Source organism: Ilumatobacter sp. (assembly GCF_965215205.1).
GTDB lineage: Bacteria > Actinomycetota > Acidimicrobiia > Acidimicrobiales > Ilumatobacteraceae > Ilumatobacter_A.
On record NZ_OZ244049.1, the window covers coordinates 878,844 to 904,518 of the forward strand.

The 25,675-nt window shown below is 71.8% G+C and carries 25 protein-coding genes and 1 tRNA gene; 16 read left to right on the forward strand and 10 right to left on the reverse strand.

Annotated features, from left to right (window positions below):
* Window positions 1-57 precede the first annotated feature (57 nt).
* The gene (locus tag ACOOHC_RS04185; RefSeq protein WP_420452759.1) at window positions 58-240 is read left to right on the forward strand and encodes a hypothetical protein; all 183 of its coding nucleotides are present in this window, start codon (window positions 58-60) and stop codon (window positions 238-240) included.
* A 71-nt stretch (window positions 241-311) separates the two neighbouring features.
* Window positions 312-1,364, forward strand: coding sequence for a hypothetical protein (locus tag ACOOHC_RS04190; protein ID WP_420452760.1), 1,053 nt, complete (start codon window positions 312-314; stop codon window positions 1,362-1,364).
* Window positions 1,365-1,388: 24 nt separating this feature from the next.
* On the opposite strand, the gene ACOOHC_RS04195 is transcribed toward ACOOHC_RS04190, so the two are convergent.
* The 4 genes from ACOOHC_RS04195 to ACOOHC_RS04210 all read right to left on the reverse strand — a co-directional run bounded on the left by ACOOHC_RS04195 (window position 1,389) and on the right by ACOOHC_RS04210 (window position 6,492).
* Window positions 1,389-2,621 carry a serine hydrolase domain-containing protein gene (locus ACOOHC_RS04195; RefSeq protein WP_420452761.1) on the reverse strand — a complete coding sequence of 411 codons (1,233 nt, stop codon included), beginning with the start codon at window positions 2,619-2,621 and terminating at the stop codon, window positions 1,389-1,391.
* Between the two features lie 49 nt (window positions 2,622-2,670).
* Window positions 2,671-5,175, reverse strand: coding sequence for an EAL domain-containing protein (locus tag ACOOHC_RS04200; RefSeq protein WP_420452762.1), 2,505 nt, complete (start codon window positions 5,173-5,175; stop codon window positions 2,671-2,673).
* Between the two features lie 219 nt (window positions 5,176-5,394).
* Window positions 5,395-5,841, reverse strand: a complete 447-nt coding sequence (locus ACOOHC_RS04205; protein WP_420452763.1) for a DUF3054 domain-containing protein — start codon at window positions 5,839-5,841, stop codon at window positions 5,395-5,397.
* Window positions 5,842-5,967: 126 nt separating this feature from the next.
* Complete coding sequence (locus tag ACOOHC_RS04210) at window positions 5,968-6,492, reverse strand: flavin reductase family protein (RefSeq protein WP_420452764.1); 525 nt, start codon at window positions 6,490-6,492, stop codon at window positions 5,968-5,970.
* Between the two features lie 26 nt (window positions 6,493-6,518).
* Between ACOOHC_RS04210 and ACOOHC_RS04215 the strand changes: the two genes are divergently transcribed.
* Entirely contained in the window at window positions 6,519-7,004 is a 486-nt protein-coding gene (locus tag ACOOHC_RS04215) for a 5-formyltetrahydrofolate cyclo-ligase (RefSeq protein ID WP_420452765.1), read from the forward strand.
* A gap of 165 nt (window positions 7,005-7,169) precedes the next feature.
* Here the strand turns inward: ACOOHC_RS04215 and ACOOHC_RS04220 are convergent, their stop codons facing one another.
* Window positions 7,170-8,093: a LysR family transcriptional regulator gene (locus ACOOHC_RS04220; protein WP_420452766.1), complete on the reverse strand. Its 924-nt coding sequence runs from the start codon at window positions 8,091-8,093 to the stop codon at window positions 7,170-7,172.
* A 69-nt stretch (window positions 8,094-8,162) separates the two neighbouring features.
* On the opposite strand from ACOOHC_RS04220, the gene ACOOHC_RS04225 reads away from it, so the two are divergent.
* Window positions 8,163-9,464 (forward strand): inositol-3-phosphate synthase, encoded by a 1,302-nt coding sequence (locus ACOOHC_RS04225; RefSeq protein WP_420452767.1) that lies wholly within the window; start codon window positions 8,163-8,165, stop codon window positions 9,462-9,464.
* A gap of 202 nt (window positions 9,465-9,666) precedes the next feature.
* Here ACOOHC_RS04225 and ACOOHC_RS04230 read toward each other — a convergent pair whose 3' ends face one another.
* On the reverse strand, window positions 9,667-10,587 hold the full coding sequence (locus ACOOHC_RS04230) for a transposase (RefSeq protein WP_420452768.1): 921 nt from the start codon (window positions 10,585-10,587) through the stop codon (window positions 9,667-9,669).
* A 228-nt stretch (window positions 10,588-10,815) separates the two neighbouring features.
* On the opposite strand from ACOOHC_RS04230, the gene ACOOHC_RS04235 reads away from it, so the two are divergent.
* The 6 genes from ACOOHC_RS04235 to ACOOHC_RS04260 all read left to right on the forward strand — a co-directional run bounded on the left by ACOOHC_RS04235 (window position 10,816) and on the right by ACOOHC_RS04260 (window position 17,905).
* Complete coding sequence (locus ACOOHC_RS04235; RefSeq protein ID WP_420452769.1) at window positions 10,816-11,670, forward strand: bifunctional 5,10-methylenetetrahydrofolate dehydrogenase/5,10-methenyltetrahydrofolate cyclohydrolase; 855 nt, start codon at window positions 10,816-10,818, stop codon at window positions 11,668-11,670.
* A gap of 351 nt (window positions 11,671-12,021) precedes the next feature.
* Window positions 12,022-13,872: a biosynthetic-type acetolactate synthase large subunit gene (gene ilvB, locus ACOOHC_RS04240; protein ID WP_420452770.1), complete on the forward strand. Its 1,851-nt coding sequence runs from the start codon at window positions 12,022-12,024 to the stop codon at window positions 13,870-13,872.
* Entirely contained in the window at window positions 13,869-14,423 is a 555-nt protein-coding gene (gene ilvN / locus ACOOHC_RS04245; RefSeq protein WP_420452771.1) for an acetolactate synthase small subunit, read from the forward strand. The genes ilvB and ilvN overlap by 4 nt, the downstream gene beginning before the upstream one ends.
* A 97-nt stretch (window positions 14,424-14,520) precedes the next feature.
* Window positions 14,521-15,555, forward strand: a complete 1,035-nt coding sequence (gene ilvC / locus ACOOHC_RS04250) for a ketol-acid reductoisomerase (RefSeq protein ID WP_420452772.1) — start codon at window positions 14,521-14,523, stop codon at window positions 15,553-15,555.
* Window positions 15,556-15,626: 71 nt separating this feature from the next.
* A complete protein-coding gene (locus ACOOHC_RS04255) occupies window positions 15,627-16,940 on the forward strand; it encodes a bifunctional o-acetylhomoserine/o-acetylserine sulfhydrylase (RefSeq protein ID WP_420452773.1) in 1,314 nt (437 codons plus the stop codon).
* A 119-nt stretch (window positions 16,941-17,059) separates the two neighbouring features.
* Window positions 17,060-17,905 carry an undecaprenyl-diphosphate phosphatase gene (locus ACOOHC_RS04260; protein WP_420452774.1) on the forward strand — a complete coding sequence of 282 codons (846 nt, stop codon included), beginning with the start codon at window positions 17,060-17,062 and terminating at the stop codon, window positions 17,903-17,905.
* 55 nt (window positions 17,906-17,960) lie between these two features.
* Here the strand turns inward: ACOOHC_RS04260 and ACOOHC_RS04265 are convergent, their stop codons facing one another.
* Together ACOOHC_RS04265 and ACOOHC_RS04270 are read right to left on the reverse strand one after the other, a co-directional pair.
* Window positions 17,961-18,620, reverse strand: coding sequence for a hypothetical protein (locus ACOOHC_RS04265; protein ID WP_420452775.1), 660 nt, complete (start codon window positions 18,618-18,620; stop codon window positions 17,961-17,963).
* 132 nt (window positions 18,621-18,752) lie between these two features.
* Window positions 18,753-19,199, reverse strand: coding sequence for an FmdB family zinc ribbon protein (locus ACOOHC_RS04270; protein ID WP_420452776.1), 447 nt, complete (start codon window positions 19,197-19,199; stop codon window positions 18,753-18,755).
* 27 nt (window positions 19,200-19,226) lie between these two features.
* Between ACOOHC_RS04270 and ACOOHC_RS04275 the strand changes: the two genes are divergently transcribed.
* Window positions 19,227-20,096: a UTP--glucose-1-phosphate uridylyltransferase gene (locus ACOOHC_RS04275; protein WP_420452777.1), complete on the forward strand. Its 870-nt coding sequence runs from the start codon at window positions 19,227-19,229 to the stop codon at window positions 20,094-20,096.
* 69 nt (window positions 20,097-20,165) lie between these two features.
* Here ACOOHC_RS04275 and ACOOHC_RS04280 read toward each other — a convergent pair whose 3' ends face one another.
* A complete protein-coding gene (locus ACOOHC_RS04280; protein ID WP_420452778.1) occupies window positions 20,166-20,723 on the reverse strand; it encodes a putative glycolipid-binding domain-containing protein in 558 nt (185 codons plus the stop codon).
* A gap of 155 nt (window positions 20,724-20,878) precedes the next feature.
* Between ACOOHC_RS04280 and glp the strand changes: the two genes are divergently transcribed.
* Both glp and moaA read left to right on the forward strand, forming a co-directional pair.
* Window positions 20,879-22,126: a gephyrin-like molybdotransferase Glp gene (glp, locus tag ACOOHC_RS04285; protein WP_420452779.1), complete on the forward strand. Its 1,248-nt coding sequence runs from the start codon at window positions 20,879-20,881 to the stop codon at window positions 22,124-22,126.
* Between the two features lie 52 nt (window positions 22,127-22,178).
* Complete coding sequence (gene moaA / locus ACOOHC_RS04290; protein WP_420452780.1) at window positions 22,179-23,207, forward strand: GTP 3',8-cyclase MoaA; 1,029 nt, start codon at window positions 22,179-22,181, stop codon at window positions 23,205-23,207.
* A gap of 18 nt (window positions 23,208-23,225) precedes the next feature.
* Here moaA and ACOOHC_RS04295 read toward each other — a convergent pair whose 3' ends face one another.
* Window positions 23,226-23,987 carry a maleylpyruvate isomerase family mycothiol-dependent enzyme gene (locus ACOOHC_RS04295; protein ID WP_420452781.1) on the reverse strand — a complete coding sequence of 254 codons (762 nt, stop codon included), beginning with the start codon at window positions 23,985-23,987 and terminating at the stop codon, window positions 23,226-23,228.
* An 85-nt stretch (window positions 23,988-24,072) separates the two neighbouring features.
* Here ACOOHC_RS04295 and moaC point away from each other — a divergent pair, with 85 nt between their 5' ends.
* From moaC to ACOOHC_RS04310, 3 genes are all read left to right on the forward strand, one after another.
* Window positions 24,073-24,585, forward strand: coding sequence for a cyclic pyranopterin monophosphate synthase MoaC (gene moaC, locus ACOOHC_RS04300; protein WP_420452782.1), 513 nt, complete (start codon window positions 24,073-24,075; stop codon window positions 24,583-24,585).
* 125 nt (window positions 24,586-24,710) lie between these two features.
* The gene (locus ACOOHC_RS04305; RefSeq protein WP_420452783.1) at window positions 24,711-25,451 is read left to right on the forward strand and encodes a hypothetical protein; all 741 of its coding nucleotides are present in this window, start codon (window positions 24,711-24,713) and stop codon (window positions 25,449-25,451) included.
* A gap of 103 nt (window positions 25,452-25,554) precedes the next feature.
* Window positions 25,555-25,627, forward strand: a tRNA-Ala gene (locus tag ACOOHC_RS04310).
* The last annotated feature ends 48 nt before the right edge of the window (window positions 25,628-25,675 follow it).

The window sequence follows — 25,675 nt, forward strand, 5'->3', positions numbered from 1 at the left end:
CGCAGGCGCGCGGGCTCGCGGAGCGGCTTCCCCGGTGCGCCGACCTACGCTGGGGTCGTGGCCGACACGAGGGGACGCTCGCTGGTGACCCGCGTGGTCGCGTGGGCTCTGGTCGCCGTGGCGCTGATCGTGGCCGTCGGCCTCGTCGTCGGGGTGGTGAAGATCCTGCTGCGCGTGCTCGTGGTCGTCGCGATCCTCGCCGTCGCGGCCTTCCTCCTGCTCCGCTCCCGCCGCGACTGAGCCGCCTCCGCTCCGTTTCCGCTCGCGGGTCGGCGGGTACTGGGCGAGCAGTCGAGCCACGGAGGATCCCCATGACCGAACGCAGCGACGTCCCTCATCCCGCCGAACGAGCGTCGGGGCCGGAGGGGGGCGCGGACGTTCCCGCGGCCCGCTCCCGCCGCGCGGTGGTCACCGCCACGGCCGGCGCGGCCGTGCTCGCCGTCGCCGCCGCTCGCAGATCGTCCGGGCGTGCCGAGGCCGCCGACGGTGACGAGCTGAGGGTCGGGGTCGGGAACTCGGCGGAGTCGCGCACCATCCTCGACGGACCGTCCTTCGTCGTCACGGACGGCGAGGAGCTGGCCGGTTCGCTGGCGCGCCGCGTCCTGGCCGACTCCGTGGTCGAGACCGGTGTCTACGGCTTCACCGCCGGTGCCGATGCCAGCCGCGCCGTGTGGGGTCTCGACCAGACCGCCGACGGGGTCGGTGTGTACGGCCAGCACGGCGGCGGCGGGGTCGGGACCGGTGTGTTCGCGCGCTCGGCGAACGGGCCCGGCGTGATCGCCGTCGGCACCGACTCCGACGTCTCGATGCGCGGGTCCGGGCAGATCCGCTTCGTCGGCACGCGCGAGGTCGCCTCGACGTCGGGCGGGGCGATCGGGTCGATGGTGCGCGACGCGAGCGGCACCCTCTGGTACTGCTACGCCACCGACCGCTGGCAGCGGATCGCCGGGCGCTCGCAGGCGAGCACCTTCGTGGCGATCGACCCGACCCGGGTGTACGACTCGCGCTCGCCGCAACCGATCCCCGGAGCGCTCCCGGCCGGCGGGGCGCGGGTGATCTCGGTGCGCACGGGTCGCGACCTGACCACCGGCGGGGTGGTCGAGGCATCGCTCGTCCCGCCCGATGCGACGGCGGTCTCGTACAACCTCACCGCGGCGCGCACGATCGGCTCCGGGTTCCTCACCATCAACCCCGGCGACGTCGCCGCCGTGCGCTCGTCGGCGGTGAACTGGACCGGCGACGACCAGGTCGTGGCCAACTCCGGGACCGTGCGCGTCGACGTGAACGGGACCGTGCGCGTGATCTGCGGCGGGGTCGCGAGCGCCGCGGACCTGATCGTCGACGTCACCGGCTACTACAGCTGACCGTCGGGCGACGGCGGTGGTCGGTCAGTCGATGATCGCCTGGGACACCAGCTGCTGCAGCTGGGGGCGGATGGGGTACGTGCTCGACGGCAGGAGCTGCGTGAGGAACAGCGCGGTGATGTCCTCCACCGGGTCGTTCCAGAAGATCGTCGACGCCGCCCCTCCCCACGAGTAGCTGCCCTCCGAGCTCGGCACGCGGTTCGCAGCCGCGTCGACCACGACCGAGAACCCGAGTCCGAAGCCCACCCCGTCGAAGGTGGTCTCCGCGAACAGCGGACGTCCGTACTCCTCCAGATCGGCCCCACCGGGGAGGTGGTTGCGCGTCATGTAGTCGACCGTGCGCGGACCGAGCAGGCGCACGCCGTCGAGCTCCCCACGGCCTCGGAGCATCCGTGCGAAGCGGAGGTAGTCGGCGGCCGTGCCCAGCAGCCCGCCGCCCCCGCCGAGCATGGTCGGGGGCTCGGCGGTGGGGCCGGGCGTGGGCAGCACGACGGCGGTCCCCGATCGGCGGTCGCGGTGGTACAGCTCGGCGATCCGACCGTGATCGTCCTCGGGCACCGCGAAGCCGGTGTCGACCATGCCGAGCGGCTCGAGGACGCGCTCGCGCAGGAAGACGTCGAGCGACTGGCCCGACGCGACCTCGACCACCCGGCCGAGCACGTCGGTCGAGACCCCGTAGTTCCACTCGGTGCCGGGCTGGAACGCCAGGGGCAGCGCCGCCCACCGAGCGCAGCACCCGGCCAGATCGAGCCCCGGGGGAGTGCCCCACTCGAAGCCGTCCGCCCGGTAGATCGCGTCCGTGGCGTGGGAGTTGTGGAACCCGTAGGTGAGACCCGAGGTGTGGGTCAGCAGGTGCCAGATCCGCATCGGCTCCGTCTGCGGCTCGAGCATCGGCGCCTGGAACGACCCCGACCGGTACACCGGGGTGTCGGCGAACTCGCCGATGAACTCCGAGACGGGGTCCTTGAGCTGGAACGCGCCCTGCTCGTGGAGCATCATCGCCGCGACCGAGGTGATCGGCTTGGTCATCGAGTAGAGCCGCACGATGGTGTCGTCGGTCCAGTCCGCGCCCGCCGCGAGGTCCCGACTGCCGTGGGTGCGGTGGTGGGCGAGCTGCCCGTGGCGCTCGATCGCGATCTGCCACCCGGCGAGGCGGCCGTCGTCGACGTAGCGGGCGAAGTGGTCGTCGATCCTGCGGAGCCGTTCGGGATCGAGACCGACCGCCGTCGGATCGCTGATGGGTCGGAGCGCGCTCATGGACCCCAGCGTCGCGCGCGGGTCGCTCGCCGGCGCAGCTCGGACGGTCTCAGACGCCGAGCGCCCGCTCGCAGCGCGCCGAACGCTCCCGACGCTGCGCGGTCGCGACGGCGAACAGGTCCTCGGCGGTGATCGGACGGCCGAAGTAGTAACCCTGCTGGCGTTCGCAGCCGGTCGACGCGACCCAGTCGGCCTGCTCGGCGGTCTCCACGCCCTCGGCCGTCACGTCGACCCCGATGCCGTGCGCCAGCCCGATCACGCCGGTCACGATCCGTCGGTCGATGTCGCCCGGCGCCGAGCCGGAGATGAACGAGCGGTCGATCTTGATGCCGTCGAGCGGATCGGTGCGCAGGTGGGTCAGCGACGACACCCCGGTCCCGAAGTCGTCGAGCACGATCCTCGTCCCGGTCGACGCGATGTCGCGCAGCACCGAGGTCGACACCAACGTCCCCTCGAGCGCCTGCTCGGTGACCTCGACGTTGACCCGACCGGGATCGACGGGGTGCGCCTCGAACGCCCGTGCGAGGTGATCCGGGAAGCTGGGGTGCGCGAGCTCGCTGGGGGAGGCGTTGACGTGCATCTGGAGGCCGTCGAGCCCGGCGGCGTCCCACTCGGCGAGCTGGCCGACGGAGCGCTGGAGGACCCACGCCCCGACCGGTCCCATCTGACCGCTGGAGATCAGGCGGTCGATGAACTCGTCGGGCGCCAGCAGACCGCGCTCGGGGTGCTCCCAACGCAGCAGCGCCTCCACGCCGCACACCTGGCGGCGATCGTCGACGAGCGGTTGGAAGCGCAGCGTGAACTGGTCCTCCTTGAGCGCCTCCATCAACTCGCGCGACAGACCCCGGTGGCGCACCTGGCCGCTCGACTGGGGCCGGTCCGTCGTGCTCCACATCCGACCCCGACCGCGGCGCTTCGCCTCGAACAGGGCCTGGTCGGCCGCCAGGACGACGTCGTCGACGGGGTCGTTCGTCGAGACCCACGTGAGCCCGATGCTCGACGTCATCGTCACGCCGTGCCCGCCGGCGAGCTCCACGACGAACGGGTTGACCGCGTCGAACACGCGCGTCGCGACCTCCCGGGCGATCTCAGGGGACGGGACGTCCTCGAGCACCACGAGGAACTCGTCGCCGCCGAGGCGCCCCAGGCTGTCCTCGTCGCGCAGCGATGCCGAGACCCGCTCCGCCGTGGCGCGCAGCGCGGCGTCACCGAACGCGTGGCCGAAGGCGTCGTTCACGGACTTGAAGTGGTCGAGGTCGAGCACGGCGACGGCGAGCCCCGCCGAGCGGCCACGTCCGAGGCGATCGAGGGCGTGACCGAGCCGATCGAGGATCGACACCCGGTTGCACACCCCCGTCAACCCGTCGGTCAGCGCGATCGAGGCGAGGCGCCGCTCGTTCTGGGCCAGCGCGGTGATGTCGCTGAGCACGAGGTGGATGGTGACCACCCCGTCGGTGATCTCGGGGACGAGTCGGACCCGGTACCACGCCTCGGACCCGTCCGAGACGATCCGCTCCCGGCCGATCTCGCACCCGGACCCGGTGTCGATCGTCGCGACGAGGTCGGCGATGCGCTCCGCCATCGGCGCCGGGAGGACGTCCGCGAGCGGGACGCCCCCGTCGGCGGTGGCGAAGTCGAAGAGGCGCTGGGCGGCGTTGTTCGAGTCGATCACCCGTCCGGCGCGATCGAGGCGGACGACGGCATCGGGGGCGGGCTCCATCAGCGCGCGGTACCGCTGCTCGGATTCGCGCAGCTCCTCCTTCACCCGGAACACCTCGGCGAGCGCATCGACCTCGGCGGTCACGTCGACCACCTGCAGCAGGTGCAGAGGTGACTCGTCGGACGAGGTCGTCGCGGCCGGGAGCGGCGAGACGGTGACCGATCCCCACATCACCGATCGGTCGGGGCGGACGTAGTGGGTGATCGAGTCGAACTCACGGCGATCGGCGTCAGCGAGGGCGGCGGCGACCGATGCGATGTCCGCGTCGTGGGTGTCGGGTTCTCGCACGATCGAGCGCCAGTGCCGGCCGACGAGCTCGTCCGCGGACCAGCCGACCATCGCGGTGAACGCGTCGTTCACGCGCTCGTAGCGGCCGTCGCGCGAGACGATCTGCATCCCCGTGCTCGACGACTCGAAGACGCTCTCGAACATGGCGGTGCTAGCGGTGCTGGCGGTGCTCGTCGGATCGGCCTCACGTGCCGTGCCGTCGGACGTGCCGACGAAGAGCGCGATGGCTGACGACGCCGACCCCTCGGGGAGTGCGACGAGGTGGGTCCGGGTGCGCACGACGGTGCCGTCGGGGCGGAGGTAGGAGCGGTCGGCGGCGCCGAGCGGCATCGCCGGGACCGAGGGTGCCCGGGGCGTCTCGTCGGGCGGGCCGTCGCCGGCGTCGTCGACGATGTCGGGGAGCGCGAGCGACGTGAGCTCGGCGGCGGGGCGCCCGAGGAGCTCGCAGGCGGCGTCGTTGACCCAGCGGACGCACCCCGTCGCGGTGTCGATGGTGGCGGCCGGCACCGGCAGGAGCGCCAGCACGTCGACCACGGGGTCGGGCACGCGGGCGGTGGGCGTCCGTTCCCGGTGATGGGACGCATCCCCGGTCGATCTGGCAGTGAGCTGTGACGGACCGTGGTTATCTCGCGACACCATGTAGCTGATCGTACCCAGGATTACCACGGTCCGTCGCAAGATCGACACCGAAAGCGAGACCAACGTGCCGGGTGCCCGGCTCGTACGTGGCGCTGGGGGCGGATCGCGCTCCTCGGACGTTCGCGGTCAGGCGTGCACGTCGTCGGCTCCGTCGCCGCCGGCACGTGCCCGCTCGTCGTGGTCCGAGCTCGGATCGAGGCGACCGCGACCGCGTCCGCCGGCGCCGCGCTGCCCCAGGGCTCGCCAGCCGACGAGAGCCGTGCCGAGCACGACCGTCGCCACGACGACGAACGGCGGGGCCGTCCCGGCCCCGGTCACCCATCTCACCAGCAGCCCGACGGCGACGGTGACCGGCCAGATCACCAGACCGCTGCGCACCGCCGTCGGATGATCCCACGCTCGCGCGACCACCCAGCCGACGGCCAGCCCGAGGAGGAACGGGGCGCCGGTCGCGACGAGGCCGGCGAGGCCGGGATCCTCGTCGTGGTTGCGGCGACCGACCGCGACGAAGGCGACGACGAGGGCGGTGTCGATCGCCGCGGCGAGCGGGGCGCGGTCTCGGCTCGGCGTCACCGGTTCAGTCTGGCGGCGCCGTCGCCGGTCCACGCCCTCCTCGAGCGATCTGCGGCGGGCGCACGTCTCCGTGGTCGCGGTCCCTCGGTCGCCGCGGAGCCACGCGAGCGGTGGACCCCGACGGGCTCACCCCTCGGCGGAGAAGCCCCCGAGCGCTCCCTTGTAGAACAGCAGGGGTTCGGGGGGTGCGCCGTCGTGGTCGGCGTCCGCGTCGAGCGCACCGACGCGACCGAGGACGAAGTGGTGGTCGCCCATGTCGTACACGTGCTCCACCGCGCAGTCGATCCACGCCACCGCCCGGTCGAGGACCGGCGAGCCCGACGGGCTCGGGTGCCAGTCGACGTCGTCGAAGCGCGACGCCTCCGCACCCGACTTGGCGAACTTCCAGCACAGGTCGCTCTGCTGGTCGCTCAGGACGTTGACGCAGAAGCTCCCCGACGCGGACATCGCCGACCAGGTCTCCGATCCCAGCTGGGGCAGGAACCCGACGAGCGGCGGATCGAGCGACACCGAGGTGAACGAGCCGATCGTGAACCCGTGAGGAGCGCCGTCGGCGTCCATCCCGGCCACGATCGTCACCCCGGTGGGGAAGTGGCCCATCACGTCGCGGAAGTGGCCGGGTTCGAAGCTGTGGTCGTCGCTCTCGCTCATCGGGGCGAACTGTACGCTGCGGTCTCGTGGGCGTCGACACCGGGTCCGTCGAGGCCAAGCGCTCGATGCGGCGCTCGATGCGGCGCCTTCGGCTCGAGCTCGACGACCGGCCCCGTCGCTCCGAGGTCGTCGTCGCCCACCTGGTGGCGCTCGACGCGATGATCGCCGCGCGTCGGGTGCTCGCCTACGACGCCGTCCCCGGCGAGGTCGACACCTCGGCGCTGGCCCGGTGGTGCGGCGGGCGGGGGGTGGAGGTCGCGGTGCCCGAGGACGAGGTGGATCCGTCGTGGGCCGACGTGTTCGTCGTCCCGGGGATCGCGTTCACCGATCGCGGTGCGCGCCTCGGGCAGGGTGGCGGCTGGTACGACCGGTTCCTGCCCGCCCGGCGGCCGGGCGCGACCACGATCGGGATCGGCTTCGACGTCCAGCTCGTCGACGACCTGCCGGTCGAGCCCCACGACGTCGTGCTCGACGCGATCGTCGTCGAGTCCGGCGTGCGTCGCCGGCCCTGAGCCGCGGAGCCGTGCCCGTCCGGTCGTCGCCACGCCGCTGAGTCGTGGCGCCGACCGCCGTCCGGTGCGCCGCCACGCCGCCGAGCCGCGGCACCCGTCGGTCGTCGCCGCCACGCCGTGCCCGTCTGGTCCGAGCCGTGCGAGCGCACGGCTCACGCCCGTCGCTCACGGTGATCCGGCGCGGAGGCGGTCGGCGAGCTCGTCGGCGGCCGGGTCGTGGATCGAGCCCGTCCGGCGGGCGAGGACCAGGCGCCGGTCGAGCAGGCGCGGGCCCGACGCGACCGGCGGGCCGTCGCGACCCTTCCGGTCGGGTCCGGGCAGGACGGTCCAGCCGAGCCCGAGCGCGACCATCTCGTGCAGCACGTCGGGTTGGTGCGACTCGGCCGCGATCTCGATCGGGGCGCCCACCGCGGTCAGGTGGTCGGTGATCGAGCGGCGGGTGTGCGAACCCCGGGGGAACAGAACCCACGGCCCCCACGTCGCCGGCGGCCCGATCGTCGTGCCGGGTGGGGCGAGGACGCGCAGCGGCTCGCTGAGCAGGTGCTCCAGCTCGATCCCGGTCGTCGGCGTCGGCGGCTCGACGCACACCACCAGGTCGAGGTCGCCGCGCCGCAGCCCGTCGAGGAGGTCGCTCGACGGAGCGACGGAGAGGACGAGCTCGACCTCGGGGCGGTCCGTGCGGAAGTCGCGCACGACATCGGGGTGGTGGACGACCGCGGAGACGTCGACCAGACCCAGGCGCACCCGACCCGAGCGTGCGGTGCGCACGCGATCGGCCCAGCGCGTCAGATCGGCGGTGAGCGCCACGACGTCTCGAGCGTGGTCGAGAGCGGGGCGGGCCGTCGGGCGCAACCGCCGGCGCCGGCCCTCCGCTTCGAAGAGCCCGATCCCGAGGCGACGCTCGAGCTCGGCGAGCCCCTGCGAGAGCGCCGACGCGCTGACCCCGACGCGCTGCGCGGCCGCCGCCCACGTCGGCGCCTCGTCGATCGCGACGAGGTACTCGAGCTGGCGGATGGAGATGTCGGGCAGGGTGACGACGTCGTCGGGCCCGACGGGGGAGCGACGGCGGTCGTCCGAGGGGTCCGGCACCCTGTCCATGGTAGTGAAGACGTTCTTCACGATCGTGTCGTGCATTCCAGTCGTGCTTACGATGTGCCCATGACGAGACGAGACATCGCACCCGCCACCGGGAAGCTCGGCGTGCTCACGCCGGGGATGGGCGCCGTCGCGTCCACCTTCATCGCCGGCGTCATCGCCGCCCGCGAGGGCATCCACCCGCCGATCGGCTCGATCTCGCAGATGGCCCACATCCGCCTCGGCACCAAGGAGGAGAACCGCAACCCGCGGATCAAGGACTTCGTCCCGCTCGCGGAGCTCGACGACATCGTCTTCGGCGGGTGGGATCCGATCTCGCCCAACGCGATGGAGGCCGCGACCACCGCCGGCGTGCTCGAGGGCAAGGACCTCGACGTCATCTCCAGCGAGATGGAGGGCATCGTGCCGATGGAGGCCGTGTTCGACCAGCGGTGGGTGTCGCGCCTCGACGGGGTCCGGGTCAAGCAGATCGAGGGCAAGTGGGACCAGGCCGAGGCGTTGATCGCCGACATCGCCAAGTTCAAGGAGGACAACGGCTGCGACCGGGTCGTCATGGTGTGGTGCGGGTCGACCGAGGCGTACCAGGAGCCGAGCGCGGTGCACGCGAGCGTCGAGGCGTTCGAGCAGGGGCTGCGCGATGGCGACGAGAACATCTCGCCGAGCCAGATCTACTGCTACGCCGCGCTCCAGTCGGACGTGCCGTACGCGAACGGGGCCCCGAACCTGACGACCGACCTCGACTGCATCGTCGAGCTGTCGAAGTCGCGCGGCGTGCCGATCGCGGGCAAGGACTTCAAGACGGGTCAGACCCTGATGAAGACGATGCTCGCGCCGGGCTTCAAGGCGCGGATGCTCGGGATGCGCGGCTGGTACTCGACGAACATCCTCGGCAACCGCGACGGCGAGGTCCTCGACGACCCGGAGAACTTCAAGACCAAGGAGATGTCGAAGCTCGGCGTGCTCGGCGGGATCCTGCAGCCCGACGTCTACCCCGACCTGTACGGCAACATCGACCACGTCGTGCGGATCAACTACTACCCGCCGCGCGGGGACAACAAGGAGGGGTGGGACGCGATCGACATCTTCGGCTGGCTCGGCTACCCGATGCAGATCAAGGTCGACTTCTTGTGCCGCGACTCGATCCTCGCCGCGCCGATCGTGCTCGATCTCGCGCTGTTCATGGATCTCGCGCACCGAGCCGGGGCGTCCGGCGTCCAGGAGTGGCTCAGCTTCTACCTCAAGGCGCCCCAGGCCGCTGGAGAGACCGCCGCCGAGCAGGACCTGTTCATCCAGCAGACGAAGCTCAAGAACACCCTGCGCGAGTGGATGGGCGAGCAGTCGGTCACCCACTCCGAAGCCGGCTGACGACCGCTCCGACCCGACTCGAGTCGCGTTCCCGTCAGACGGATCCGGTACTCGAGTCGCGTTCCCGTCAGACGGATCCGGTACGCGAGTCGCGTTCCCGTCAGACATCCGGTACTCGAGTCGCGTTCCCGTCAGACGGATCCGGTACTCGACGTCGGGATGTCGATGTGATCCGACGGTGCCAGGTGGTGCACGTCGCAGCTCACCCGAGCGCACGGAGGACCTCGAGGCGAAGACGGGCGGAGGCGGGGTCGGTGGCGATGGCGACGCGGCCTCGTCGAGCCATGACCCGAACCGTCGTCGGGTGCACGCCCAGGCGTTCGGCCAGGATCGGCGGGTCTGCGACGCGCAGCTCGACGGCGAGGGCCATGAGCAGGGCGCGGCCCCCGATGCGTGCTCGATCCGGACGTTCCTCCAGCGTGAGATCGATGCACGTCGACAACTCGTCGAGATCGGTCGTCCGCTGCGGCGCGACGAAGCCGCACGGCAACCGATCCGTCGGTCGCGGCTCGAGGACGGACCGGAGGTGGCGGTCGCCGCCGAGCATCGGGTGGAGCAGCTCGGTCGTCAGCCACCCCGGCGACTCCGTGCGGCCCAGGTAGCGCGGCAGGCTCGAGTGCGGGTAGCGAGCGAGGCCCGTCGAGCCGACGATGTCCAGCGGGTTGCGGTGGATGTAGCGGACGCACTGCAGCAGTTGCGGGTCGTCGACCACGGGCGCGGCCCAGAAGCGTGGTTCGAACAGCGGACCGGTCCGGCCGGTGCGCCGGTTGTAGCGCTGGGCGTAGGAGCTCTGCAGGCGCTGCATCGCCGTCGACAGGTCGCCGTCGTGCGCGCGCACGAGCAGGTGGATGTGGTTCGTCATCCAGCAGTGGGCGTGGATCTCGATCGCGAGCGCTTCGACCGTGCGGGCCAGGACGTCCTCGAACGTCGCACGGTCGGCCGGAGCGCTGAAGAGATCCTGGCGATCGACGCCGCGGTTGACGACGTGGAACATGTCCGAGCTCTCGAGATCGCGGTGCCGACGGGTCATGTCCTTCCGGTGGGTGGTGAGCGACGCGAAGGGGAACGTCGTCGTCGAGGTCCGGAGCCCCGTACGCGACGACACGGCTCCTGCCGAGAGCATCGCCGGTGCTGTCCGACCGCATCAGGAGGTTGCGCCCGCGCACGTCGCCACCGTGAGTACCGCGTCCGCCTGCCCAGATCGTGACGGGCAGATCCTCCTGACGGAACCATGCGCCGTCGGAGTACCTGATCTGTCTGACGGGATCGATACGAGTACCGGATCTGTCTGACGGGATGGAGACGTCGAGAGGGGGATCCGGGGTCGTGGCGAGGAAGTAGCGTCGGGTCCATGGGAGCGATCGTGATGGACGGCAACGCGCTGCGCGACGAGGTCGTCGCCGGACTGGCGGAGCGCATCGCGGGGCTCGGCTCGCCCGAGGTCTGCCTGGCGACGGTGCTCGTCGGCGACGACGGCCCGTCGCATCGCTACGTCGCGTCGAAGCGGAGGAAGGCCGCCGAGGCCGGGATGGTCTCGCGGCACGAGGGGCTGGCGGCGGACGCGACCCAGGCCGAGGTCGAGGCGGTGGTCGGCGCGCTCGCCGCCGACGACTCCGTCCACGGGATCCTCGTGCAGCTCCCCCTCCCCGACGGCCTCGACCCCGAGCCCGTCCTCGACCTGATCCCGGCGGAGAAGGACGTCGACGGGCTGACCGAGCGATCGATGGGTCGACTCGTGCGCGGGCGCGCGGGGCTCGTCAGCTGCACCCCGCTGGGGGTGATGCGCCTGCTCGAGAAGTACGCGGTGCCGACGAGCGGCCGCCGCGCCGTCGTCGTCGGCCGCTCCACCCTCGTGGGGCTGCCGCTGTCGTTGCTGCTGAACCGCAAGGGCGTCGACGCCACCGTGACCATGGCGCACTCGCGGACCGCCGACGTGGCGACGGTCGTGCGCGAGGCCGACATCATCGTCGGCGCCGCCGGTCAGGCCCGGATGATCACGGCCGACATGGTGAAGCCGGGAGCGGCGGTCATCGACGTCGGCGTCTCGCGCACGGAGTCCGGGATCGTCGGCGACGTGGACTTCGGTCCGGTGTCGGAGGTGGCGGGCTGGATCACCCCGATGCCGGGCGGCACGGGACCGATGACGATCGCGAGCCTGCTCGAGAACACGCTGGCGGCGGCGCAGCTGCAGGGCGTCGTGTCGTGACCCACCGCGGGGATCGGCACCCATCTCGGGGATCGACGCCCGTGGCGCAGCGCGGCGCGGACGCGGCGCGACCCGACGGCGCGCCCCCGTGGGGCGTGCCCGCGACCCCGACGGGCTTGCCAAGCGGCCGCGATGGTGCTTTGATGGACGCCGTGAGCGCACCGATCGACTCCCGCGTCGTACGCATCCCGTAGCACGCCGGAACCACATCTCCGCGCGTGCCTCGACCTCCCAGACGGGAGGTCGTTCGCTTTTTCGGGGCCGTGCCGACTCGAGAGCGGAGCGCACCCCCACCCTGCCCGGCACACTGAACCCCCAGCCACCACCGCGACGAACGAAGGCACGACCCCCATGGCCACGAACACCGCCGACACCCGAGCCGACAACCGACCCGACACCCGATCCGACGAACGAGCCGGCACGGCGACCGCCAGCGACGTCGGCACCCCCGAGCGGATCACCGGAGCCCAGGCGCTGATCCGCTCCCTCGAGCTCGAGGGGGTCGACACGATGTTCGGCTACCCGGGGGGCTGCATCCTCCCGGCGTACGACCCGTTGCTCGACTCGTCGATCCGCCACGTGCTCGTCCGCCACGAGCAGGGCGCCGGCCACATGGCCGAGGGCTACGCCCACGTGTCGGGGCGGCCCGGGGTGGCGATGGTGACCTCCGGTCCGGCCGCGACCAACCTGGTCACACCGCTGATGGATGCCTACATGGACTCGATCCCGATGGTCGCGATCACCGGCCAGGTGCCGACCGCCGCGATCGGCTCCGACGCGTTCCAGGAGTGCGACACGGTCGGGATCACCCGCTCGTGCACGAAGCACAACGAGCTCGTGATGACCCCGGCGGACGTCCCGATGGCGGTGCGCCAGGCGTTCCACATCGCGACCACCGGTCGGCCCGGCCCCACCCTCGTCGACGTCCCGAAGGACGTGCTCGTCGGGGAGATGGACTGGTACTGGCCGAGCGATGCCGAGGTGCTGGCGTCGCTGCCCGGGTACCGCCCCAACGTCAAGGGCCACCCGCGGATGATCAAGGAGGCCGCGAAGCTGATCCTCGCCGCCGAGCGCCCCGTGATCTACGCCGGCGGCGGGATCCTCAAGGCACGCGCCGCCGACGCCCTGGCCGAGCTCGTCGAGCTCACCGGGATCCACGTGGTCACCACGCTGATGGCGCGCGGCGCCTTCCCCGACGGCCACGAGCTCAACCTCGGGATGCCCGGGATGCACGGCAACGCGACCGCGGTCACCGCGATGCAGAAGGCCGACCTGCTGATCGCCCTCGGCGCCCGCTTCGACGACCGCATCACGGGCAAGGTCGACGAGTTCGCGCAGCTCGCGAAGGTCATCCACGTCGACATCGACCCGGCCGAGCAGGGCAAGGTCCGTCGCCCCGACGTCCCGATCGTCGGCGACGCGCGCCTGGTGATCGAGGAGATCAACGCCGAGATCCGCGCCCTGCGCGGGGCGGGCGTCGCCCAGGCCGACACCGGCGCGTGGAAGAGCACGTTGTCGGGGTGGCAGGAGCAGTTTCCGATGACCTACGTCCCGTCGGAGCCGGGAGCCGCGCTCAAGCCGCAGTACTGCATCGAGCAGCTGCGTGGCCTCGCCCCGCCGGGGACGATCGTCGCCTCCGGGGTCGGTCAGCACCAGATGTTCGCCTCCCAGTACTGGACGTTCGAGGAGCCCTACACCTGGGTCAACTCCGGCGGGCTCGGGACGATGGGCTTCTCGATCCCCGCGGCGATCGGCGCGCAGGCCGCCCGCCCGGGCACCTGCGTGTGGGCGATCGACGGCGACGGCTGCTTCCAGATGACCGCCCAGGAGCTGGTGACGGCCGCCCTCGAGAAGCTCCCGATCAAGGTGGCGCTGCTGAACAACAGCTACCTCGGCATGGTCCGGCAGTGGCAGGAGATGTTCTACGACGAGCGCTACTCGGAGGTGTTCCTCGACTCCGCCGCGCTCCCCGACTTCGTGATGATGGCGGAGTCGATGGGGTGCGCCGCGATCCGCGTCGAGGCGCCCGAGGAGGTCGCCCCGGCGATCGAGAAGGCGAACTCGATCAACGACCGCCCGGTGGTGGTCGAGTTCCGCACCGAGGCCGCCGAGGGCGTGTTCCCGATGGTGCCGGCCGGCGCCAGCAACGACGACGTGATCCTCCACCCCACGCAGCAGGACCGCAAGGAGAACCTCGGATGAGCCGGACGCGCGAGTACGGGGTCAACACCTACCCCCAGCGGAACTTCAACCACCACATCCTGTCGGTGCTGGTGCAGAACCGCCCCGGTGTCCTCGCCCGCGTCTCGGGGCTCTTCGCCCGGCGCGGCTACAACATCTTCTCCCTCGCCGTCGCTCCGGCCGAGGAAGCGGGCCGCAGCCGGATCACGATCGTCGTCGACCTCGACTCGGCGCCGCTCGAGCAGATCACCAAGCAGCTGTTCAAGCTGATCGACGTGATCAAGATCTCCGAGCTCGACCCTCGGCGCTCGGTCGAGCGCGAGCTGCTGATCGCGACCGTGCGGGCGAGCGCCGACATGCGCGGCGAGGTGCAGGGGCTCGTCGACATCTTCGAGGCGAAGATCATCGCCGTCGCCGAGGAGGCGCTCACCGTCAGCCTCGAGGGGCACCCCGACAAGCTCGACGACTTCGAGGATCTGCTCGACTCGTACGGCATCGTGGAGCTGCAGCGCACGGGGCGCGTCGCGCTGCCCAAGCTCGACCGCGGCGCCCGCCTGCGCGTCGCGAACTGACGCTCGACCGTCCGCGGACACCCGCACCCCGCACCCGCACATCTCACACCGACCGCTCGCACGCGAGCTCGAACACCAGCGAAAGGCAGGCAGCCCCATGGCCGTCACCGTGTACTACGCCGAGGACGCCGACTCCTCGATCATCCGCTCCAAGAAGGTCGCCGTGATCGGCTACGGCTCGCAGGGCCACGCCCACGCCCTGAACATGAAGGAGTCGGGTGTCGACGTCGTCGTCGGTCTGCGTGACGGCTCGTCCTCGGCGGCCAAGGCCACCGAGGCAGGTCTCACCGTGATGTCCATCGCGGACGCCGCGAAGGCGGCGCAGGTGATCATGATCCTGGCCCCCGACACGGAGCAGAAGGCGATCTACGACGAGCACATCGCGCCGAACCTCGACGAGGGCGACGCGATCGCGTTCGCCCACGGGTTCAACGTCCACTTCGACCGGATCACCGCCGCCGACGGGATCGACGTGATCATGGTCGCGCCGAAGGGTCCGGGCCACCTGGTGCGCCGCACCTACACCGAGGGCGGCGGCGTGCCGTGCCTGATCGCGGTCGCCCAGGACGCGACCGGCGACGCGCGGGCGGTGGCGATGTCGTACGCCGACGCGATCGGCGGCACCCGCGCCGGGGTGATCGAGACGACGTTCAAGGAGGAGACCGAGACCGACCTGTTCGGCGAGCAGGCCGTGCTCTGCGGCGGGCTCACCCAGCTCGTGCGCTCGGGCTTCGAGACCCTGACCGAGGCCGGCTACGCCCCCGAGATGGCGTACTTCGAGTGCCTCCACGAGGTCAAGCTGATCGTCGACCTGATGTACGAGGAGGGGATCGCCGGCATGCGCTACAGCATCTCCGACACCGCCGAGTACGGCGACCTCACCCGTGGTCCGCGCGTCGTCACCGACGACACCAAGGCCGAGATGAAGCGGATCCTCGAGGAGATCCAGAGCGGGCAGTTCGCTCGCGAGTGGGTCGAGGAGTCCGAGACGGGCCGCTCGAACTACCACCGCATGCAGGACGAGGGCAAGAAGCACCCGATCGAGGAGATCGGCGCCGAGCTCCGGGCGATGATGCCGTTCATCAACGCCGGCAGGCAGAAGGTCGCCGAGGCCTCGGGCGGCGACTCCTGACGGACCGACCGGGCGCCCCCGGTGAAATCTGACTTGTCCGGTCGGGATTCACGACCGTAGGGTGAGGCCCCATGAGCGAGAACTGGGGCTTCGAGACCAAGCAGATCCACGTCGGTGGCGACCCCGACCCGGCGACGGGGGCCCGAGCCGTCCCGATCTACCAGACGACGTCGTTCGAGTTCGAGAGCGCCGACCACGCGGCGAACCTGTTCGCGCTGAGCGACGTCGGCAACATCTACACCCGCATCATGAACCCCACCCAGGGGGCTCTGGAGTCGCGGCTGAACGCCCTCGAGGGCGGCTGCATCACGGCGATCGGCCTCCCCGGGGCGCTGGCGGTGGCGTCGGGGCAGGCGGCGTCGACCCTCGCGGTGATGAACGTCGCCGAATCCGGTGACCACGTCGTGGCATCGCCGTCGCTGTACGGCGGCAGCTACAACCTGCTCCACTACACCCTGCCGAAGATGGGCATCGAGGTCACCTTCGTCGACGATCCGCACGACGTGGAGCAGTGGCGCGACGCCTCCGACGAGCGCACGAAGTGCTTCTACGGCGAGGTCCTGCCGAACCCGAAGAACGATGTCTTCGACATCCGCGGGGTGAGCGACGTCGCCCACGAGGTGGGCGTCCCGCTGATCGTCGACAACACGGTGGCGACGCCGTACCTGGTCCGCCCGCTCGAGCACGGGGCGGACGTGGTGGTGCACAGCCTCACCAAGTTCATCGGCGGACACGGGACCTCGATCGGCGGCGCGATCGTCGACGGCGGCACTTTCGACTACGGCGACGCCGAGCGCTACCCGAACTTCAACGAGCCCGACCCGAGCTACCACGGCCTCACCTACTGGCCGTCGCTCGGTCACGGTTCGTTCATCCTCAAGGCCCGCGTGCAGCTCCTGCGCGACGTCGGCATGGCGATCTCGCCGTTCAACGCGTTCCTGTTCCTCCAGGGCCTCGAGACGTTGAGCCTGCGGATGGAGCGCCACTGGTCGAACGCGCAGCGCGTGGCGGAGTTCCTGGACGGCCACGACCAGGTGACCTCGGTCAGCTACGCCGGGCTTCCGTCCAGCCCGTGGCACGACCGGGCCACCGAGTTGTTCGGCGGCAAGGGGTTCGGCTCCGTGCTCGCCTTCGAGATCGAGGGCGGCCACGACGCCGGCAAGAGGTTCGTCGAGGGCCTCACGTTGCACAGCCACGTCGCGAACATCGGCGACGCGCGCAGCCTGGTGATCCACCCCGCCTCGACCACGCACAGCCAGCTCACCGCCCAGGAGCAGGCGCAGAGCGCGGTCACCGCCGGGCTCGTTCGCCTGTCGGTCGGGCTGGAGTCGATCGACGACATCCTCGCCGATCTCGAGCAGGGCTTCGCCGCCGCCGACGGCTGACCGGCCGTCCACGAAGGGCCCTGCGAGGGTTCCCGTGGCCGGGATCCGTTCGGGCGCGCGCACCCACGCGACGCGTCCGCGCGGCCGTCGAGCATCGATCACGGCGATAGACATGCGCCGTGCCGATCATCCACGCGATCGTCCTCGGCCTGGTGCAGGGTCTGTCGGAGTTCCTCCCGATCTCGTCGAGCGGGCACCTCCTGCTCGTGCCGTGGCTGTTCGGGTGGGACGACTTCAGCGGACCCGACGGTGACCGCATCAAGAAGACCTTCGACGTCGCGCTCCACCTCGGGACCTTCGTCGCCGTCCTCGGCTACTTCTGGTCCGATGTCGTGGTGTACGTGCGCAACGGGACACGGCTCGTGCTGTCGCGGTCGCGCCCGGCCACCGTCGAGGGCCGCCTGGCCTGGTTCTTCGTGCTCGCGACGATCCCGGCGGCGGCCGTGGGCGCCGTGCTCGAGGACACGATCGACAGCGCGCTGGGGACCCCGACGATCATCGCGATCTCGCTGATCGTGTTCGGGGTGCTGCTGGGCTGGGCCGACCGGGTGGCGGGGAGCCGCGGGGTCGAGCGCTTCGGCGCCCGCGACGCGCTCGTCGTCGGCGCCGCGCAGGCGCTCGCGCTGAACCCGGGGACCTCGCGGTCGGGGATCACGATCACCGGGGCCCGTGCCCTCGGGTTCGATCGTGACGCCGCCGCCCGCATCAGCTTCGTGATGTCGTTGCCGGTCATCGCGGGCGCGGTCGTGTTCAAGACCTACGGCGCCGTCACCGAGGGCATCCCGAGCGACCTCCTCGTCCCGATGGCGATCGGGATCGTCACCTCCGGGCTCTCGGGGTGGGCCGCCGTGTGGGGGACCCTGCGCCTGATCCGGACCCGCAGCTTCCTGCCCTTCGTCGTCTACCGGATCGCGCTCGGGGTCCTCGTGCTGTTCCTCATCGCGATCGGCTTCCGCTCGGGCTGAGCGGCGATCCGATCCCCGCCACTTCGGCGGCCGAGCAGCGCGACGAGCGGCGCGCTCATCGGGGGAACGCCAACGACGCGGAGCGTGCGCTCGCCGCCGCAGCGACGAGGGGTGCGTCCGCGGGGTCCACGGCGACGTAGACCACCTCGTCGACGACGCGCACGACGAGGCCCCCGGTCGCGAGCGCGAGGCCCTCGCCGTACACGTCGACGGTGGTGCCGACCTCGACCGCCGCGACCAGGGGATCGCCGAGGGGGACGACCACCGAACCGGGAGGCGCGCCCGCCGCGGGACCCGCCCCGCTCGCCAGATCGTCGGCGACCAGGATCTCGCCGTCGGACACCGCCCGGCGGAGGTGCCCCGGGCGCGCGGAGGGGGACAGCGCCGCCGCCGGGACCGCGACGGACGGCAGGTCGACGGCGTCGACGGCGGCTCGGTCGCCGGGTTCGTGGTCACCGCGGGCGACGAGCACGCGACGTGTCGTGCCCCAGCGTCCGCGCGCCTCGTCCAGAGCCGCGAGGCGGTCGTGGACGCCGAACCCGACCGCCACGGCGACGAGCGCGACGGCCGTCCACCGGATCCACGGTCGGCGGGCCGACTCGTAGCGGGCTCGTGCGGCCAGGCGGCGCGGGCCGGGCCGGTCGCGCCCGGGGCGCCGGGCGCTCGTCTCGGGTGGGGACGACCGGCGCGCACGCGCCGGAGTCGGGAACTTCATTCGCACTCCTCCGATCAGCGGGGATCGAGGAGGGAGCCGGGAGGTCGACGATAGCCGCGGACCACGCCGGGGGCGACCGTCCGCCGGCCCTGCCCGCGAGCACCCGCCGAGCACCCGGCGGGCGTCGCCGAGCTACTTCTCGGAGCCGCCGCTGCGCTTCGGGGTGCCGCCGGACTTCGATCCGCCGGCCCCGCCGGAGGAGCTCGACCCGCTCGACGTCCCGCCCGAGCCCGAGGAGCCGCTCGAGCTCGACGAGTCGGAGGAACCGCCGGAGCCGGACGAGTCCGACTTCGACGGCGACGAATCCGACGATCCGGTCCCGGAGTCCTTCGTCGACGACCCGGAGCCGCCGTCGGAGTCCTTGGACGACGAGGAGTCACCGCTCGCCGAGCCGCGGTTGTCGGTCTTGAAGAACCCGCTGCCCTTGAAGGTCACGCCGACGGGCTGGAAGACCTTCTTGACCGACATGGGGCGACCGGTCTGGGGGTGCTTGATCTTGGTGAGGGTGTCGTCCGTGAAGGCCTGCTCGACCTCGATCGTCTCGCCGGTCTTCACGAACTTGTAGACGTACGTGGGCATCGGAGGAGGAAAGATATCGTGCGTTCGATGCAGGTCCGCAGCGCAGTCATCCCCGCAGCCGGTCTGGGAACGCGGTTCCTCCCGGCGACCAAGGCGGTCCCCAAGGAGCTCTTCCCGATCGGGGACCAGCCGGCGATCCAGGTGGTGATCGACGAGGCGCTCGGCGCCGGCATCGACCACATCGTCGTCGTCTCGAGCCGTGACAAGCCGGCGATCGAGGAGTACTTCGCCCCGAACGACGAGCTGCTCCGGGCGCTGGCCGCCAAGGGGAAGGACGCGCTCGCCGACCGGTTGCGTGCGATCGGTCGCGACTGGAGGGTCAGCATCGTCTACCAGGACGATCCGAAGGGCCTGGGACACGCGGTGGGCTGCGCGCGCGAGGCCGTCGGCGACGAGCCGTTCGCGGTGATGCTGCCCGACGAGATGATGTCGTCGTCGAGCCTGCTCGCCCAGATGAACGGGGTCTGCGCGTCGACCGGCGGCTCGGTCGTCGCGGTGCTCGAGGTGCCGCGCGCCCAGGTCAGCTCCTACGGCGTGATCGACCCCGCCGGCGAGGTGTCCGACGACGGGGTCATCCCGGTGCGCGACCTGGTGGAGAAGCCGGCGGCCGACGACGCGCCGTCGAACTACATCCTCACGGGTCGATACGTGCTCACCGCGGACGCCTGGTCGGAGATCGAGGACCTCACCCCCGGCAGCGGCGGCGAGCTGCAGCTCACCGACGCCCTGCGCGCGCAGGCGGCGCGCTCGCCGTTCCACGCGGTCATCTCCGACGCCGGTCGCTACGACACGGGGAACCCGCTCGGGTTCCTCACCGCGTCGATCGAGATGGGCCTCGCCGACCCGGAGCTGGGCCGGCCCCTGCGCGCCTTCCTGCGCGACCTCGACGTCGGCTGACCCGGCCGTCGCGGTCGGTCCCGGCCGGCGGCGCCGGTCGTCGGGGCGGCCGCATCGGGTCGGGTGGTGTCAGCGACGGCGGAACCGACCGGGCTGATCGTGGACGAGGCCGTACTCGTCGACGTCGAACACCGACTCGTCGCCGGAGCCGACGTCGGTGCGGCGGTACCGGCCGGGGGAGAGGTGCTCGTAGCGCCGGGTGACCGGGACGACGCCGAGCGTCTCGGCGTCGATCAGCGCCACCGTGAGCGAGGCCGAGTCCCCGGGGTCGAGGCGCAGCCGCCGGATCGGGATCGAGGTCGTGAACGGGGTGATGGCGAGGTCGACGTCGACGCACCCGTCGAGGTCGGGTCGGTGGGCTCCGTTGACCTCACCCCAGCGCCCCGACCCGTCGTGGCCGAGCCAGAGGTCGGGCTGGTCCGCGTTGCGGAACAGCAGGAACTGGCGCACGTCCCAGGTCGGCGACAGCCGCACCACGTACGAGACCGCCTCGCGCCCGACCTCGCCGATCGCCGTCCACGCCTCGTTCTCCCACCGCAGGGTCGTCGTCTCGTGGGCCGTCGCGTCCCACGTGTCCCAACGAGCGGTGTACCCGTCGGCCGGGAAGGCCGTGTGCGCCGTCGCCATCGCGTCGAGGCTAGGCGCCTGCCCGGGGCGTTCGGCTCGGGAGGCGGCTCGGTGGGATCGAGGCGCCGGACCCGACCGGCCGGCTCCGTCGCCTCGGCGCGGCCGGCCGGGCCTCGAGACCCCCGGGCCCCGGGTCGCTGGGTACGGTGAGCGCGGTGACCCCGCTCGACGACGCTCGCAGACTGGTCCTCGCGTCGTGCCCGGCGGCGGGCGCCGTGGAGGTCGCGCACCGCGACGCGATCGGCCTCGTGCTCGCGCAGCCGGTGGTGTCCGGCGAGGTCGTGCCGCCCTTCGACAACACCGCGGTCGACGGCTACGCGGTCCGAGCGGCCGACGTCGCGACCGCCCACGACGATCCGGTCGACCTCGTCGTGGTCGACGAGGTCGCGGCCGGGGCCACCTCGTCGCGCACGCTCGGGCGGGGGGAGGCGATCCGGATCATGACCGGCGCCCCGATGCCCGACGGCGCCGACGCCGTGGTGATGGTCGAGGATTCCGAGCGTCGCGGGGCGGGAGCCGACGGGCGCGAGCTGGTGAGGTTGTCGGCGTCGGTCCCGCGGGGAGCCGCGATCCGCCGCGCCGGCGACGACGTCGAGGTCGGCGACGTGCTGTTCGCGGCCGGCACGGTGGTGACCCCCGCGGTCGCCGGGGTCCTCGCGAGCGTCAACGCGCGCGTCGTGGCGGTCCACCCGCGAGCCCGGGTCGCGGTGCTGTCGACCGGCGACGAGCTCGTCGACGACGGCTCGCCGCTCGAGCGGGGCCAGATCCGCGAGAGCAACCGCACCATGCTCCTCGGCCTCGTCGCGGCGGCGGGCTGCGCGGCCGTCGACCTCGGGATCGTGCGCGACGACGAAGCGGAGTTGGAGGCGGTGCTGCGGCACGCCGCGCTCGACTGCGACGCGATCGTGTCGAGCGGCGGGGTCTCGATGGGCGACTACGACGTGGTCAAGGCCGTGCTCGGGCGGATCGCCGACATGAGCTGGATGCAGGTGGCGATCAAGCCGGCCAAGCCGTTCGCCTTCGGGACCCTGCGTCGCGACGACTCGACCTCGGTCCCCGTCTTCGGCCTGCCCGGGAACCCGGTCAGCTCGCTGGTCAGCTTCGAGCTGCTGGCGCGCCCCGCCCTGCGCTCGATGATGGGCCACCGGCGGGGTTCGCGCCCGCGGTTGGTCGCGGTCGCGGACGAGGACCTGCGGCGCTCCACCGACGGCAAGACGCACTTCGTGCGCGTCAACGGCAGCTTCGGTGGCGACGGGCGGTACCACGTGACCACCGTGGGTGCCCAGGGCAGCCACCAGCTCGCCGCCACGGCGACCGCCGACGCGCTCGCCGTCGTCGGCGACGGCGACGGCGTCGCGGCCGGGTCCGACGTCGAGGTGCTCCTGCTCCACGGTGACGCCTGATCACGCGACGCCCGGGACGGGGATCGACGCCGGCGCCACCTAGCCTGGGGAGATGAGCGAGCAGGCGCACCGGGATCTCGTCGATCCGTTCGGGCGCGTCATCGAGGACCTGCGGATCTCGATCACCGATCGGTGCAACTTCCGCTGCACCTACTGCATGCCCGAGGAGGGGATGCAGTGGCTGAGCCGCTCGGAGGTGATGTCGTTCGAGGAGATCGAGCACCTGGCGCGCATCTTCGTCGAGCGCTACGGGGTGCGCGGCATCCGCCTCACCGGCGGCGAGCCGACCGTGCGGGCGCACCTGCCCGTGCTCGTCCGCAAGCTCGCCGCGCTCGAGAACGAGCACGGCCCGATCGACCTGGCGATGACGACCAACGGCGCGTCGATGCGCCTCGTGGCCGAGTCGCTCAGGCAGGCCGGGTTGCGGCGCGTGAACATCAGCCTCGACACCCTCGATCGGGCGAAGTTCCACCGCATGACCCGGCGAGACCAGCTCGACGCGGTGCTCGACGGCATCGAGGCGGCGAAGGAGGCCGGGTTCGCCCCCGTCAAGATCAACGCCGTGATCGAGCGCGGCGTGAACGACGACGAGATCGTCGATCTGGCCCGGTTCGGTCGCGACAACGACGTCGAGGTCCGCTTCATCGAGTTCATGCCGCTCGACGCCGAGAGCCACTGGATGAACGACAAGGTCGTCGGCCAGGACGAGATCGTCGCGGCCATCTCGGCGGTCCACCCCCTCGAGCAGATGCCCGCTCGCGGCGCGGCGCCCGCCGACCGGTTCCGCTACCTCGACGGCGACCCGACGCGGCCGGGCGGGGTCGTCGGCGTGATCCCGACCGTGACCAAGCCGTTCTGCGGCGACTGCGACCGGGTCCGGCTCACCGCGGAGGGGGACTTCCGCACGTGCCTGTTCGCGACGAAGGAGTTCGATCTGCTGACCGCCCTGCGCGCCGGCGAGTCCGACGACGAGATCGCGCGTCGGATCGAGGCGGCGGTCGCGACAAAGTGGGCCGGGCACCGCATCAACCAGGTGAACTTCGTGCGTCCGTCGAAGTCGATGAGCCAGCTGGGCGGCTGAACCCCCGGCGCCGCGTCCTCAGTCGAGGTCGGTGTACGCCCGGAACCGGCGGGCGACGGCGTCGTCGCCGAGGATCTCGATCCCGTCGGTCTCGCGCCTCCACAGCCACGCCAGCACCTCGTGCGCCCGGCCGCGCACGGCGGCGTCGGCCTTGCGGTGCTCACGGGTGAACGTGCACGACGGCTCCTTCAGGCTCGACACGTACCACTCGCCGCCCGCGACGTCGCCGGCGTCGGTATCGGTGCAGTGCAGGTGCACCGTCCCCCCGGGCTTGCGCTCGCCCTCGCGACGCTCCCGGCCGGCGAACCACTCGAGGAACTCGTCGATCCCGTCGGCCGCCATCGCCGTGGGCACCTCGTACGGATCGCCCAGCGCACGGGCGGCGTCGAACCGGTGCATCGCGGCCTCGAGCGCCATGCGACGCCGCACCCAGGCGGTCGTGCGGTTCGCACCGGTCCACGTCCACACCTCGGTCTCGACCCCGGCACGCACCAGCGCCGAGTAGAGCTCGTTGTGCGCGACGGACGCGAAGTCGACCAGCATCTCGCCGTCGAGCCCCGACGGGACCGAGATCTCCTGCAACCGCGACCTCTCGGTGATCCCCTGGGACACGATCTGACCCCAGAAGTGCCACACCCCGCCCAGGTGGCGCGCCAGGTCGCTGAGGCCCCAACCCGGGCAGTCGGGCACCTCGGCGGTGGGATCGCCGTCGCGGAACATCTCGATCGTCGCGATCCCGTCGGACTGGAGGGTCTCGATCGGGTCGTAGGGAAGGGTCATGCGCCAGACGGTACCCGCGGCGTCGGGACGCCACGGATCGGCGGCGGCCCCGGCCCGGGGAGGTGCGGACTAGGTTGCTGGGAGCATGAGCGACCTGGAGTTCACCCACCTCGATCCGCTCGGCCGTGCGCGCATGGTCGACGTGACGCCGAAGGAGCCGACGCACCGGCGCGCCGTGGCGCGCTGCACGGTGTCGATGACGGCCGAGACGACGGACGCGATCGCGAACCGCGAGGTGAAGAAGGGCGACGTGCTGTCGGTCGCTCGCGTGGCCGGGATCCAGGCGGCGAAGCGGACCTCCGACATGATCCCGCTGTGCCACCCGCTGCTGATCGGCTCGGTGTCGATCAACTTCGAGATCGGCGACGACTTCGTCGCGGTGGAGGCCCACGTCGACACCGTCGACCGCACCGGCGTCGAGATGGAGGCGCTCCACGCGTGCAGCGTCGCGGCGCTCACGGTCTACGACATGTGCAAGTCCGCCGACCGGTCGATGGTGATCGGGGACCTCACGCTGTGGGAGAAGACCGGGGGGCGATCGGGCACCTATCGGCGCGCCGAGGGCGAGGCGACGAGCGATTCCGACCACCGTCCGTGACCCCTGACACCCGATCGTTGTCTCGGTCGACACGAATGTCGTAGAATCGTCACACTCGAACGACGCGGTGCGACTCGACCACGCTCGGTCCCCCGCCACCCCTGCCTCCGACCCGAATCGACATCATGGCCCAACTCGTCCTCCTGGTCCTCGCCGCCGTCTGGCTGGCCGTCCTCATCCCCCCGCTGCTGCGATCGCGCGTCGAGAACCGCCCGAACTCCTCGGTCACCGATTTCCGACGCCAGCTCACCAAGTTGCAGAACACGGCCACGCCGCCGCGCGGGGCGGTCCGCACGATGGGACGGCCGCTGGCGCAATCGCCGCTCGGCCGCCCGGCCGCCGCCGGCCGCCCGGCGCAGCCGACGCTGCGCTCCGGCCTGACGCGCCACCCGAGCGCGTCGGAGCTCGCCGCGGCGCGGAGCTCGGTGGCCACCGCCGTCGCCCACGGTCGCCACCTCGACCCGAGCGCGGAGGCGGCGCGGCCCCGTGGTCCGCGGACCTCGATCGAGCAGCGCCGTGCCCGCTCCCACGACGCGACGGTCCGCACGCCTCGTGCGCACCCCGGCGCCGCACGCATCGGTGACCCGACGCCGGCGGGTCGACGGACCCACTCCGAGCTCCGGCGATCGTCGTCGCCGGCGGATCCGCGCTCGGTCGTGCGGCGCCGTCGGACCAACGTGCTGCTCGCGCTCGTGCTGTCGGCGGGGTGCACCCTGTTCCTCGCGGCGACGACCGCCTCAGCGGCGATGACGTACACGTTCATCGGGGTGTTCTCCGGGTTGTGCGTCTACGTGTACCTGCTCGCCCAGGCGAACCAGCGCAGCGGTGCCGCGGCGGGTGCCGACTGGGTGACCAGCCACCGCTGATCCCGGTCCGCTGCGCCGGCGCCTCCTCGGTCGTCGCCGCACCCCGCCCCGTCGGCCAGGCGGGTGGGTGCCGCCCGGGCCACGGCTACACTGCGTCGCTCCCGGGGCTATAGCTCAGTTGGTAGAGCGCATCGTTCGCAATGATGAGGTCGGGGGTTCGATTCCCCCTAGCTCCACCGGTCACCTCGTCGACGTGACCTCCCGACGGACCTGCCGCCGACACG